This is a genomic window from Ancylomarina longa (genome assembly GCF_003996985.1).
In the GTDB taxonomy this organism is placed as follows: domain Bacteria; phylum Bacteroidota; class Bacteroidia; order Bacteroidales; family Marinifilaceae; genus Ancylomarina_A; species Ancylomarina_A longa.
This window is the reverse complement of record NZ_RJJX01000002.1, coordinates 236355-250622: the sequence shown is the minus strand read 5'-3', so window position 1 is coordinate 250622 and position 14268 is coordinate 236355. Positions and strand designations below refer to the sequence as shown.

The window sequence follows — 14268 nt, the reverse complement described above, 5'->3', positions numbered from 1 at the left end:
CCATTGCATAGGTGGTTATTCATGTATAGCCACTTCGTGGCATTTTTTATTAGCTGAAGCAATAAATTCTATTGCTATGTTACTTTATTTTGTGTTTTAGTTCATCCGTCTTCAGGGATGATTTTCGTTATTCATATGACCATTCATTTTGTGGAAGCTTATTCAAATATAGCCACTTTGTGGCATTCTTAAATTAGCTTAGGGCTTAATTTTAATAACCGCCCATGTAATGGGCGGTAGGTAAATGATTGTGGATAATCCCCGAAGGGGGTAAATTATTTTAAGATTTCATTTAATCATTAGTTCACGGCCTATTTTGGTAGGCTTTCCATTATTCACTTTATCAACTATTGTATATGGGCTAAGCCAAATGTTGGCATTTTTTATTCGTTATCGTATCTTTTCTTGCTCAACTCATCCAAATCTTTTTGGCCATTTATAGGGCGCAAAATGAAGCGATAATGATAAGGCTGTACTGGCAGGCAGTAGGCTGCATGTACCGGTGCTCCCCATGAATTGTCGCCGCCTACACCCATTTGTTTGTAATCAATTTGGAAGCTGATAACATCACCTTGTTTTATTTCATTGCCATGTTTTTGTGGATTTCCTTTTCCGGAGTGATACAATTGCTTATAATCAAAAGGTAATGCCGATGCAGATAGTAAAGGGGCACCAATAGCCATCAAGCCTTTGCCTTCCTTATTGCTTAACGCGATCCATCTCACATCTGTTTTGTTCCCTGTTTCCTGAGGACGCACATAGGGATGATATTGCTCCCAAGCTGTTCCTTTGTAGTGACCAACCGGGGCACCCGATTTTCTGTCCCACATGTTTTCCTGTGGTCCGCGACCAAACCATTCCACTTTGGTGAAATTTTTTGGCAGTTGCATTTGCATACCCATACGTGGAATCATTGGTAGTTCGTCAGTATAAGGTATAAATTGATTGTCAACAAGTATATCGCCATTTCCTGATATTAAATAATGAGTTTCGTATTTGCTGGAAACACTTGTCAGGTTTAGTTTTACATCTATCTCGATTTGTTGCGGATTAATTTGCTTGCTGGTGAAGGAGAGGAGTTTTGTTTTTTCTCCTGCATCTTTCCAAACCTTGCATTTGGCAGGTGTCCCATTTCCTAAGTCATTATCGGTAACCGCTCGCCAGAAGAAGGCTTGCAAAGCTCGCGCAATCAACTCGGTTCCCTCTAATTTATATGATTTTATCTTTCCTTCTGTTTTGGAAAATATCATGTTGAAATGCTCCCCTTCAATTTTGATTTCCTTTTCATTTTCTTCTAATTGCAAAGCAGGCAGAGTTGATATATCAATAGGTTTTATATCTTTTGTCCAGGGCATTTTGAATTGCTCCCAGGCAATCAGATGTCCTTTTGGTACTAGAGCCTGATCTTTTTTACTACGAGCCTCCAACATCAGAAAATATTCCTTTCCGGCTTTCACATCTACATCAGGAATTTCTATGCTGAATTCCCGGGATTGATGAGCAGCTAATCCTTTTGCATTAATCTTTCCGCCTGCTATTTCCTTGTCATCTTCTTTCAGATTCCAGCTAATATCCAAATCATCGAGATTCAGAAAGTCGAATCGGTTGATTAGTCTGAATCTGTTATTGGTAAGCTGAACACTTTCGAATGCTATTGGCTGATAAACTTTTTTCACTTCCCATATGTGAGGATGTAATTTTCTATCGGAAGTAATCAGACCGTTGGCACAAAAGTTAGAATCGTTTTTGATTTTATAAACGCCCATATCGCCACCATAAGCAAATATGGTATCTCCTTTTGCTGTCACTTTTCGAAAAGTTTGATCCACCCAGTCCCAGATAAAACCTCCTTGCAGCTGCCTGTGTTTGTAAATCAAATCCCAATAGTCTTTTAAATTACCAACGCTATTGCCCATGGCATGAGCATATTCACATTGAATTAAGGGACGTTTTTGAATCTTTTCGGCATATTTAGCCATTTCCCACATGCGATCGTACATGGGGCAAAATATATCGGTATTGGAATCCAGTCCAGCATCTTCCGATTGCACCGGACGTGTTTTATCTCTATTTTTAATCCATTTGTAGGTAGCCCGGAAGTTTTGTCCTTTTCCGGTTTCATTTCCCAGCGACCAAATGATGATGGAAGGATGATTTTTATCTCGTTCTACCATAGAGATAGTCCTATCCAGAAATGCTTTTTTCCAATTGGGTTTATCCGCCAGTGTTGTTTTGGGATTGTAAGGTCCGCTACCATGAGCTTCGATATTTGCTTCATCGATTAGATATAATCCGTATTGATCGCAGAGTTCGTACCACCGCTCTCTGTTTGGATAATGAGATCCGCGCACCGCATTAATATTGAATTGTTTCATCAGCTGAATATCCCGAATCATTAGTTCTTCGGAGATTACTCTGCCGTGATCGGGATCGTGTTCGTGGCGGTCTACACCGCGAATGGTAAGCGGAACACCATTAATTTGAAGCAATCCATTTTTGATTTCGCTGGTACGGAATCCAATTTTTCTTCGAATTACTTCTTGGATATTCTTACCCGATTTTAAGGTAATTTGAAGTGTGTATAGGTTGGGAGTTTCGGCGGACCATTTCTTCACATCACGAACCGAAGTAGTGAAAATAACTTTATTGTCTCCCTTTTTAAGCATCATCTTTTTGGTTGATGTATAGATCTGCTTATTACCATCCAGAATTTGTACGGAAATATTTCTTTTCGCTGATTTGAGGAAAGGATGGGCTACTTCAACATTCAGATGAAAAATACCATTGGTATATGCGGAGTTCAATCCGGCAGTTACTGAAAAATCGTTGATATGTGTTTTGGGGCGAGCGAATAAATAAACATCGCGTTCAAATCCACTTACCTTCCAATAGTCCTGATCCTCGAGGTAACTACCATCACTAAAGCGGTAAACTTCCACGGCAAGTTGATTGATTCCTGCTTTAGCATATTTGGTGATATTAAACTCTGCTGGCGTTTTACTTCCCTGACTGTAGCCTACTTTTTCACCATTTATCCATAGGTACATCGCGGATCTTACTCCTCCAAAATGAATATAGATTTCTTCCCCATTCCAATTTTCAGGGATGATAAATTCTCTCTTATAGGAACCAACAGGATTATAATCGTGCGGAATGTAAGGTTCGTTATTCGGAAAAGGATAGGAAACATCAGTGTAAATAGGTACGCCATATCCTTCGAGTTCCCAGTGAGCAGGAACTTTCATATCCTTCCACTTACTCACATTATAATCGGTTTTATAAAAATCTATAGGGCGATCAGCCGGCTTTTCCACCCAATTAAATTTCCATATTCCGTTTAAATCGATAAAGAATGGGGAATTGCTTTTTTTGTTTGCAATTGCCCTTTTGCTAGTGCGAAATGCAAAGAAGGAAGCCCTTGGCTTTTCCTTGTTCTTACCCACTACTTGTGGGTTTTCCCAATCGTTTTGAATAGCTGTGGTTTGGGCTGATATAGATACTGATAGCAACATCATCAGTACAGCAATACTAATCTTATACATATTTAATTCTCTATGTTTGATGTTTCAAGTTGACTTGGAGTAAGAAGATTTCGAAATTGGATTTCGAAATCTTCTTTTCAGATGTTAGTGTTCCTAATTTTTTGTTAGGAAGCTTGCTTGTTGTTTGTTACTCTTTCTTGATTTTCATTCCCAGCCATATTTCCAGTGTTTGAATGATTTCGTCCTGCATTTTGGGAGGAAAATTTTTGATTCTACTTAGGTGTGATCCTTTAGGATTGATAAATTTTCTGCATTTGTTATTGCCATTTAAATCCACAGCTGTAGCCGACCATGTATCGTATTCTCCGTAGATGAATAGCATTTTTTCTGCATCTGTTTGCAACCATTTATTAACTGCAATCATAGAAGAAGGATCGAAAATTCGTTTTGGCTCATTCGGGAAAATATGATCGAATGTCAAATCCTTATCGTAGGTCAAATATTTTTTAAAAGGTGCAATTTCATAACTATACATTCCTATTTCGGTAAGTGCTTGCTGATAGAAAGCTAAGCTAGATTCCTGACTACGACTATCAAAAAAGTCCATTCCCGAGACTTTAATCAGATGTTGAAATAGTGTTTCAGCCGATGCTGTTTTATCAGGAATCGATTCGCAGGGAGTTTTTCCCCACTGCCAAAAGGCAAAGGAATATTCCAAAATACTTAGATCTAAAGCCTTCTCTAAACCCATGGTAAAGAGGTAGTTTTTTTCTTTTGCCAGTTTGGCCGCCATAGGAAGTAATTCTTTTTTGTGTTGAAAACAGGCCAATTGAAACTGATAAATTTTATCTCTGCATTCTTTCGTTCCTACAGTTTTTAGGTGTTGATGAATCCGCTCATCTTCGCGAGCCAGGTTCATAGGAGCAACATAGGGAACACTCACATCAACATCCTTGGGATAGAAATAACGATGGTAAATAGTGGTTTGTCCTCCTTTACTAATTCCAGTTGCTAACCATTTTCCTTTATAGATTTTTTTTAAAGCTTGAATAATTGTGTGCTGATCGGCAGCAGCCTGTTTGATATTCAGATATTTCCAATCCAAACTATCAGGACGGGAATCTTTAAAGTACCGATGTTCGATGGTAAGTTGGTTTGCATCCAGTAGTTTGCTTAATTCACCGGCTTTCTCTGTCCAGATATTGTAACCTTGTAATTCCACTACCATGGGATGATCTAAGCCTCTGTTTCCAAGTAATACTCTCTGTTTGAAGCTTCCTAATTCAGGATGATCATGATCGAGCGGTTGTGTAAAATACATTTCATAATAGGAAGCAAAAGTAGTGTCGCCTGTAATTTTTTGAACGCTGGCGTTGGGTATTTGCTTTAAACGAGCTTCCAAATCGATGCTTGTGGCCTGATTACAGGCTGAAAATCCTAAGGTGAAAAGGAAGAGAATACTTAGGATGTTGTATCTGATTTTATTCATGATATTTTAAGTAATGAAAAGGGTTCGTAAATGTTTTAATTTCGTTGCTGTTCTACATCTGCAATAGTTTTAGGAATAGGTTTTCCTAATAATCTTGCACCATCAGGAGTAATCAAAAAGTCTTCTTCATTTCTCAATCCACCAAAGTCTTTGTACTGTTCTACCTTCTCGTAATTGATAAATTGTTCGAATCTTTTTTCCGTTTTCCATTTCTCAATTAATTCCGGAATAAAATAGATTCCCGGTTCGATTGTTAAAACAAAACCTGCTTCCAATTCTCGTCCCAAGCGTAAGGATTTTAATCCAAATTGTGTGCTTTTGGCTTGTCCGTTATATCCTACGAATTCTTCTCCCAGATTTTCCATATCATGAACATCCATTCCCATCATATGTCCTAAACCGCAAGGGAAGAATAGAGCATGAGCACCTTGTTGGATGGCTTCCTCCAAATCTCCTTTCATAAATCCCATTTGTTTCATTCCCTCGGCAATAGTCAGGCATGCTTTCAAATGAACATCTTTAAAGCGAACTCCTGGTCTTAGTGCTGCTATGGCGGCTTCATGCGCATTTAAAGCAATCTGGTAAATTTCTTTTTGTCGTGGGGTAAATTTTTTATCAACCGGAAAGGTGCTGGACATGTCGCCCGCATAGTGCATGCCATTTTCTGCACCGCAATCTATCAAAACCATATCTCCGCTTTTTAAGGTATTGCCATGATAATGGTTGTGAAGTGTTTGACCATTTATGGTAGCAATAGTAGGAAAGGACAACTGACCACCAGCGGCAAGAGCAATCTCCTGAACTGCTGCGGCAATCTCGGCTTCTTTCATGCCTGGCCGAGCCATTCGCATAGCAGTAAGGTGCATATCTGCTGTAATATTTACGGCATTTTCAATCTGTACTATCTCTTCGGCTGATTTGTAATTACGTTGGTTCACTACTGCCTGAATGAAATCTGCGGAAGCATTTTTAGCAGCAATATTGGGGTGTACTTGCAGTAAATCAAATAATTTAATTTGATGTTCAGGTCGGTAGGGAGGAAGGTGGTGAACCATTCTTCCTTTTGCAACGGCCTTATCCAGATAATCCTTTAAGCTTGAAAGAGGAGCTGTTTCATTGATGCCAACCGCTTCACTTTTTTCTTTAATGCTAGGTTGGGTTCCCATCCAAACAATATGGTCGATTGTTAGTTCATCTCCAAAAATGATCTCGCGATTTTCATCAATATCAATAATGGCTGCTAATCCCGGATAATCGGAACCAAAGAAATATAAAAAGCTACTATCCTGGCGGTAGTGGAAGGTATTGTCGGCATAGTTCATGCTACTTTCCTCGTTCCCCAGAAAAAGCAGAATTCCTGATTTTACTTGTTGTTTTAATTGATTTCTACGTTGTTGATAAGTTTCTTTTGAAAACATAAGGTTTGGGTTTTAGGTGCTGTTTTATATTTTATGGGATACAAGAGTCCCAATAAATGATTTTAAGAATGATAAAAAGATGATTTCCGGAAAGGAAAAACAGGTAAGAAATTAACAAATCCAGCATTCGTACAGACCTTTGTACGAATCGTTGTAGTGTAAGATGAATTTGTTTTCGTAGTACATTTTCTTTTGTGTTAGTATTTCAAATTGTAGGTTATAAAAGGAAAACCCCACTAGAAGAAACGATAAATTCAATTGATATTCAGGGAAGTAAATTTATTAAAAAATGACAATTTTCAATTATAATTCAAATAATATTTGTGTTTCTATCAGTAAGAAAATAGTTATAGGATTTCGAGAATGAATGGAACCAAAAAGGGTACCAGAATAGTTAAAACGATACCGCTAAATACTGAAATAATTGCCCATTCCTTTCCGCTATACTTTGATATAATCGGTAAGGTGGTATCCATAGCCGTTGCACCGCCACAAGCAATCCCTGCAAGCTTTCCAAAATATTTAACAAAAATAGGAGTGGCCAAAAGGGTAATAATCTCTCGTAATATATTTGATAAAAGAGCAACTACTCCCAGTGTTTCGCCACTAATTTGTGTAATGAAAATTGAGGAGAGGCTATAGTAACCAAATCCTGCCCCAACGGCAAGGGCTTCTTTTAGATGAATTTGCGGTAAAAATATTGAAACAGCTGCAACACCTAAGAGGGAACCTATAACTACACACAGGGGAACTAATATTATTTTGATATTGGTTTCTTTGATCACTTTCCAGGAGGAGCGATCGGCTCCAATACCAATCCCAACCAAAAACATCAATAAATAAAGGGCATACATGCTAAAGTCTGATTCCATGATAAAATCAGGAAGGAATTTGCTTAAACCTAAAAATAAGCCTAAAACAAAAAAACCTAGTATAATAAGACTGTTTTTCATGAGATGATTAAAGGAATTATTGCTTGGGTTTAAAAAATAGATTATAGGTAATATAAGCAAGGATTAAACTCCCTATCAATGCACCAATGGTGAGTATTACCGCCTGCACTCCAATAGTAGGGAGATTGTTTATGATTTTTTTATTTAATCCGACTCCAATGCCTAAAAGAAATAGCAATAGATAAATAGCCCAATTAGTCATTTTATCCACTGCTTTTATGATTTTAGGGCGCTGGTTGATGAAAAAGCCAAGCAATATTCCTATTGTCATCAAGGCTAGTACTGTTATCATACTCGTTATATTAAAATTCGTGGGAAAGTAACAATTTTTCTGTTAGCACCACAATTTCTGTTAAAGAAGTGCCCCTAATTTTAGGGGCACTTTAACAGTTTTATAAAAAAGCTAAAAAACTAATTATTATTGATTAGAGGATTTGCGTTAACTTCTTCCTCGGGTACGGGTAGATAGTAGTTTGCTTCTCCTGAAAATCCGGTGCGGTTTGCGGTAGCCATGGCGCTTTCCAATTTTCCCCATCTGCGTAAATCAAGAAATCTTGAACCTTCCAGTGTAAATTCCATGATTCTTTCGTGTTCGATTTGAGCAGTCACTTCAGCTTTGCTTGAACCAACCATTGCTGGCATATCGCCATGCGCTGACCGTACTTGATTAATGAAAGGAATAGCAAGAGCTGTTTCTTCGGTATCATTTAATACTTCGGCATACATTAACAATACATCTGCATATCTCATTAATGGCATGTTAACAGCAGAACGATCGTAAAATTTATCCGAACTGGCAGGAAGATATTTTCTCATATTGATTTTACTGGTAGAGCTACCAAACCAGCCGTCATAAGTATCTCCATAAACATTCGGATTGTTGGAATCATTGAAATAATCATCGCGGAAAAGACAGGTTTCGTACAATCTGCTGTCGTAATTTCCTGAGGTTGATAGTTTACCTTCCTTTTCCATTTCGTTGATTAAAGCATCGGTTCCTACAATTTCTTCCCAGAATCCAAATTCGGTAGGTCCAACGAAATACTGAAGCCACATATCGTATTTTGCACCACCATCTTTAATAGATGAAAGTTGTAATTCGAATACCGATTCGGAGGAGTTTTCGTTACTTCCATCGAAAAGAGAAAGAAAGTTATCTTCCAGATTATAAAGTCCGGATTGTATAACTGCATTAAGTGCTGATTTAGCTTCGCTTAGGTAGGATGGATTATTCTCTTCTCCTGCCCGATACAGATAAACTTTCCCTAAGTAAGCATTGGCTGCGCCTTTAGTAGCACGTCCTATATTATTGGCATCTTGAGTGCTAACCAGATCTGTTGCAGCTGCTTTTAAATCAGAAATGATGAAGTCATATACTTCTGATCTTGGCGAATCAGCTTTAGGAAGATCTGCATCTCCTTCAGGTACTTTGGTTCTGATAATTACCTTTTTGTAATGACTAAGTAGTTTAAAGTGATAATAGGCTCTAAGAAATTTAGCTTCCGCAATGATTTGTTTCCTTGCTTCAGCACTAATCTTATCATCAGGAATTTGTGGTACATTTTCCAGAACCTGATTACAAAAATTAATACCTCGGTAATTTGTTTTCCACATAAGATTTACGGCATAATTTCCTGGCGTATATGAAAAGTTGTATAGATCGGTCCACCAAGTATAGTTAAAAGCGTCAGCTCCCGGGTTTAGCATATCGTTTCTATAGTATTCCACAACAGGGCGACCTTCCTGCCATTCGTCCCAGCCTACAAATCCTTCCAATTGAGAATATGCCGAAGCCAAGCCGGCTAGTGCATCATCTTCATTTCTCCAGAATTTATCAGAGGTTAGTTTGTCAGGAGATTCTTGTACCAAATAATCATCGCAACTCGTAATAGGAGCTATAAGGATGATGAAAAGTATGTAATATATTATTTTTTTCATGTGTCTATTATTTCTGTAAATTAATTGAACTAGAAATTTGTTCTGGATTAGAATGTTACCTGAAGACCAAAAACATATGATTTAGTCATCGGATAGATGGTTCTATCCACACCTTGAGACAAGGCATCTACCTGACCTGAACTATTAATCATACCAGCAACTTCAGGATCAATACCACTATAATCAGTAATGGTGAATAAATTTTGCCCACTAACGTAAAGACGAAGTTTATTCATTTTCAACTTCTCGCATAAGGATTTAGGCAAATTATAACCTAATTGAATATTTCTAAGTTTAAGGTAAGATCCATTTTCAAGAAAACGGGTGGATTCATCGGTGTTTCCATTAGGATCACCAAGTACTGCGCGTGGCATATTGGTGTTTGTATTTGTTGGAGTCCATGCATTCAGCGTATTTCGTGTGAAATTTCTACCGGCTTCCATACCTTCCATTTCAAAACGGTTTCCATTATAGATTTTGTTTCCGGAAACACCTTGCCAGAACATGGTAAAATCAAAGTTTTTATAGCTTGCTGTGAAGTTTACGCTATATTCAAAATCAGGAACGCCACTACCACTATATACTTTATCATCTTCATTGATTTTTCCATCGTCATTAACATCTTTATAGCGGATATCACCAGCTTTCGCATCGGATTGGATTGCATTTCCATCTTTTGCATATGCTGCAACTTCTTCATCAGACTGAAAGATGCCATCGGTTTGATACAAGTAAAATGCACCAATTTCGTGACCTACACGGGTTTGGTTTGGATAATGAGAAGATCCATACTTTAGACCTTGTCCGTAAAGCACCTGATCTTTGTCGGAAAGAGAAACCACTTCGTTTTTCATGGTGGTGAATGTTCCGGTTATATCATACTTAAATTCTTTTTCGCGGTTCGAATAGGTTAATTCCAGTTCCAATCCTTTATTTACGATTTCACCCACATTTATGGTTGGGTTATTCACACCTGCCGACGGAGCTACACTTTTAGTGATTAACATGTCGGAGGTTGTATTCTTGTAATAGTTGATTGATCCAAAGATCTTGCTATTTAGAAATGAATAATCTAATCCAATATTAATTGATTCGGTTTCTTCCCAACGCAGACTTCTGTTTGCTAAATCCCACGCAGCAGATCCGGTCCATGCGTTTTCACCATTTCCTTTGGAATAGCCACCGGCATAGGTGTTGCTATTGTAAATTAATGATTGATACTCGTAATTGTTAAGGGTATCCTCATTACCTAAAAGTCCCCAGCTAGCTCTTAATTTCAGGTTATCCAGAAAATCAAATCGTTTCATGAAAGCCTCTTCGGTAAGGCGCCATCCGAATGATGCAGAAGGGAAGTTACCATACCTCTCTTCACTACCAAATTTTGATGATCCATCTCTACGCATGGTAAACTGGAATAAGTATTTGTTGTCAAAGGCATAATTGATTCTACCCAATACCGAAAGGCGGTTGTAAGTATAGTTTGATCCTCCGGCTGTATAGGTTCCTCCTTTTCCTGCGTTGATTGTTTTAAAATCAGGATCATCAAATCCAACAGGAACAACTTTTTCTACAATATTGCCATTTTCATCTACCGACCTCTCTATGGTTTTTCCTTCTACCTGAGCATTATTCCATTCGTTGGTATTGTGATTTAAGGAAAATGCAGCAACACCATTCAGCGAATGTTTTCCAAAGTCTTTCTGGAATGCCAACATGTGTTCCATGATTTGTTCGCGGTAGTTGCTATTGTATTCGGCAACAACCGGGTATTTGACAATCACGGTTGGATTTGCAATGTAATCCGGATGATAGGAATATTCTTTAAAATCACTGTTTGATAATCCTAATCGAGTTGTCCAGATAAGTCCTTCAGCTAATTTGAAATCTAAGTTAACATTGGCAACCGTATAATGCGTTGTTTTTTCCTGTGTGTTGAAATGATCCATAGCCACAGGATTATCATTATTTGGTAAATTGTTTCTGGTTAATCCATATCCATACTTTTCATTTTCGTCCAAAACAGGTACTAGCGGAGAGATATGGTAGGTTTCCCGAAGCGAAATCTGATACGGGTTATCTTTAGTTTCGGTATAAGCAAGAGAAGCATTAACCGTTAATCTTCCTTTTGTTGTTCCCATTTTAGCACGAAGCGAGTTGCGATTATAATCAGAGCCCAACACAATACCTTCGTCATCGGTAAAATTACCGGATATACTAAAATGACCATGCTCGCCAGCACCACTCACTCGTAAACTATAGTTTTGTGAACTCGACTTGTCTATCACCTGGTCAATCCAGTCTGTGTCGTTCGTGCCTGGATTCGTAATATAGGTAGGAAGTGCGCTACCAGCATTTTCATACATTTGACGATGAACCTGAACATACTCATCAGCATTTAATAAATTGTAGGTTTTTACAGGTTTGTTGATACTTAGGTAAGAGCTAAATTCAACAGATGTTTTTCCTTTTTTACCTTTTTTGGTAGTAACCAACACAACGCCATTTGCTGCCCTGGAACCATAAATAGCTGCTGCTGCACCATCTTTTAAGACTTCGATAGAGGCTATATCTGTGCTACTAATAAAATTGATGTCACCAGGTATTCCATCAATAATATACAGCGGTTGATGATTACCAACAGTACCGATTCCTCTGATTTTAACATCCAGACCGGCACCAGGGGCTCCTCCAATTTTAGTAATGCTTACCCCGGCAATTTTACCTTGTAATGCTTCCGTAGGATTTGTGGCAGCTACTTTCGCGATTTCGTCACTTTTCACTGAAGATACAGCACCAGTTAAGTCGCTCTTTTTTTGCACACCATAGCCAACTACAATAACTTCATTTAACCCCTGAATATCTTCTTTTAGAATAATATTGAAATTGGTTTGATTGCCAACTGCTATTTCCTGATTTAAATATCCGATGAATGAAAATTGAAGCAATGCATTATCCGGTACATTAAGCTCGAATTTCCCATCAAAATCTGTTACTGTTCCCGTGGAGGTTCCTTTAATAATGATATTAACTCCTATTAAAGGCATTTGTGCTTGATCAACAACAGTACCACTAACCGACTTTAAAGCTTGTTGTGTGTTGCTGAGGTTTGTTGAAAGGGCTGCATTTGCCGTAAAAGGCAAAAATAAAACAACCAAAATGCAAAGTTTCATCATGGATGAAACAAAGCCATACTGCATAGACTCTTGCCATACAGCAGTTTTTGCGTTTTTTTTCATAAATTTAGATGCGTTAAAAGTTAGTTTTGTTGTTTCCTGATTTAGGCTTGAAACAACAAAGAATTATTAATGTGTAAACAGAGATTGTTGGTAGCTTTCTCTGTTTTTTTTTATATGTTTTTATGAATTAATGGTGTTGCTGATACTTGATATTTGTTTTGAATAACTGTTGTGGGGATTCAGTATCCGAAATAAACAGAAGATCGATATTACAATGAAGTAATGTATAAAACACCCCAGGTGGTTTGGCTAAAACATTTAGGAACCATGCTGGAAGAATAGTGTAATTCTATTCTTAACGAAGTAGTATTAACAAATCAAACACTCAAATAATCCTTTGTGTGAATGTCTGTAAACTAATTTTACTGAAGTTGATTTTTGCATGGGAATTCGTTTTTGTACGATAAAAACAATCCAATAAATAATTCAATAAAAAGGTTGTTAGAAATCCTTTGCGACAAATATATAAAAAAATCCTACCAGTACATACTAGTAGGATAAAAAATAACGAATTAATTGTTGGGATGTCAGAAGACGTGTATATATTGAAATGATTCTTTTTATCCACTAATAATTCAGCCTGTATATTTTTGAAAATATAAGACTTAGCCTTGATGGTAAAAAAAAAGCCGCATCATTTTGATACGGCATCGGAGACATTATTAAAAGATAAACCTGTAATTCGTTTGTTGTTTGTAAATCTCCCCAGGGTGTAACCAACCATGTTTAAAGTTGGGATGATTGGGAGCATCCGGATAGCCTTGCGCTTCTATAGCAACTCCAGCAAAAGGACCAAATTTTTTCATTTTCCCTGCATCGATATATTTTCCGGAGTAGAGTTGTAAACCTGGGAAGGTAGTATGAATCTCCATTGTGAGCGTATCCTTCTCATCTGTTAATTCCGCTACTTTTCTGGGTTCTTTAGTGCTTTCTTTAAAAGCAAAACAGTCGTCGTAGTTTTCCAACTCTTCAATATCTTGTTGGATTGTTTTTTTAGTGCGGAAATCAAAAACAGTATTTTCCACTTCCAGTAATTGTCCGCCGGGAATTAGCGAATCATCTGTTTCCAGGATATAATCGGTGTTTATTTTAAGCTGATGATCTAAAATATCCTTTGGCTGTTCCGAAAGATTAAAATAGGAATGCTGGGTAAGGTTTATCGGTGTAGTTTGATCGGTAACGGCCTGATATTTGATTTGCAATTCGTTCTCATTGGTAAGTGTATAAATCACATCTACTGCAAGCTTACCAGGGAAATTTTCCTCCCCATCCGGACTGGTATAGCTTAATTTTAATTCAAAATCTGAAAGAATTTCCGCCTTCCATATTTTCTTATCAAAACCTTCCAAGCCACCATGTAAATGATGATCCCCGAGATTACAGTTCAGTTGAAAATCCTTGTCTCCAATCCTGAATTTACCTTTATTTATTCGGTTTCCATATCTTCCGATTAAAGCTCCAAAATACGGGCAATTGCTTATATATTCGGTATTTGTATATTCATCCAAATCGTCGAAACCTAAAACAACTTCTCTATTTTTTCCGGAAACAGGAATGAGTAGCGAGGTTAAAATACCGCCATAGTTGGTTATTTTAGCCGTCATTCCTTTTTCATTTTTTAAAGTATATAGTTGAACTTTCTCTCCGTTAGGGGCAATTCCGAAATCCGTTACATCAATCATCTAAAAATATTATTAGTTTTACTTTTTAGTTGTCGAAATTACAACAAAAAAATCGGACAAGCATTTAGAA

At 37.5% G+C, this 14268-nt stretch carries 8 protein-coding genes; all 8 read right to left on the bottom strand.

Annotated elements, in window-relative coordinates; genetic code table 11:
* Positions 1 to 383 precede the first annotated feature (383 nt).
* Positions 384 to 3542, bottom strand: a complete 3159-nt coding sequence (gene lacZ, locus DLK05_RS03135; RefSeq protein WP_127342522.1) for a beta-galactosidase, LacZ type — start codon at positions 3540 to 3542, stop codon at positions 384 to 386.
* A gap of 127 nt (positions 3543 to 3669) precedes the next feature.
* Positions 3670 to 4971, bottom strand: coding sequence for a S28 family serine protease (locus DLK05_RS03130; RefSeq protein WP_127342521.1), 1302 nt, complete (start codon positions 4969 to 4971; stop codon positions 3670 to 3672).
* A 35-nt stretch (positions 4972 to 5006) separates the two neighbouring features.
* Positions 5007 to 6389: an aminopeptidase P family protein gene (locus tag DLK05_RS03125; protein ID WP_127342520.1), complete on the bottom strand. Its 1383-nt coding sequence runs from the start codon at positions 6387 to 6389 to the stop codon at positions 5007 to 5009.
* A 347-nt stretch (positions 6390 to 6736) separates the two neighbouring features.
* Complete coding sequence (locus DLK05_RS03120; protein ID WP_127342519.1) at positions 6737 to 7342, bottom strand: LysO family transporter; 606 nt, start codon at positions 7340 to 7342, stop codon at positions 6737 to 6739.
* Positions 7343 to 7358: 16 nt separating this feature from the next.
* Positions 7359 to 7634, bottom strand: a complete 276-nt coding sequence (locus DLK05_RS03115) for a LysO family transporter (RefSeq protein ID WP_127342518.1) — start codon at positions 7632 to 7634, stop codon at positions 7359 to 7361.
* Between the two features lie 119 nt (positions 7635 to 7753).
* Positions 7754 to 9280 (bottom strand): RagB/SusD family nutrient uptake outer membrane protein, encoded by a 1527-nt coding sequence (locus DLK05_RS03110; protein ID WP_127342517.1) that lies wholly within the window; start codon positions 9278 to 9280, stop codon positions 7754 to 7756.
* A 47-nt stretch (positions 9281 to 9327) separates the two neighbouring features.
* Complete coding sequence (locus DLK05_RS03105) at positions 9328 to 12516, bottom strand: SusC/RagA family TonB-linked outer membrane protein (RefSeq protein ID WP_127342516.1); 3189 nt, start codon at positions 12514 to 12516, stop codon at positions 9328 to 9330.
* A gap of 662 nt (positions 12517 to 13178) precedes the next feature.
* The gene (locus DLK05_RS03100) at positions 13179 to 14198 is read right to left on the bottom strand and encodes an aldose epimerase family protein (protein WP_127342515.1); all 1020 of its coding nucleotides are present in this window, start codon (positions 14196 to 14198) and stop codon (positions 13179 to 13181) included.
* Positions 14199 to 14268 lie beyond the last annotated feature (70 nt).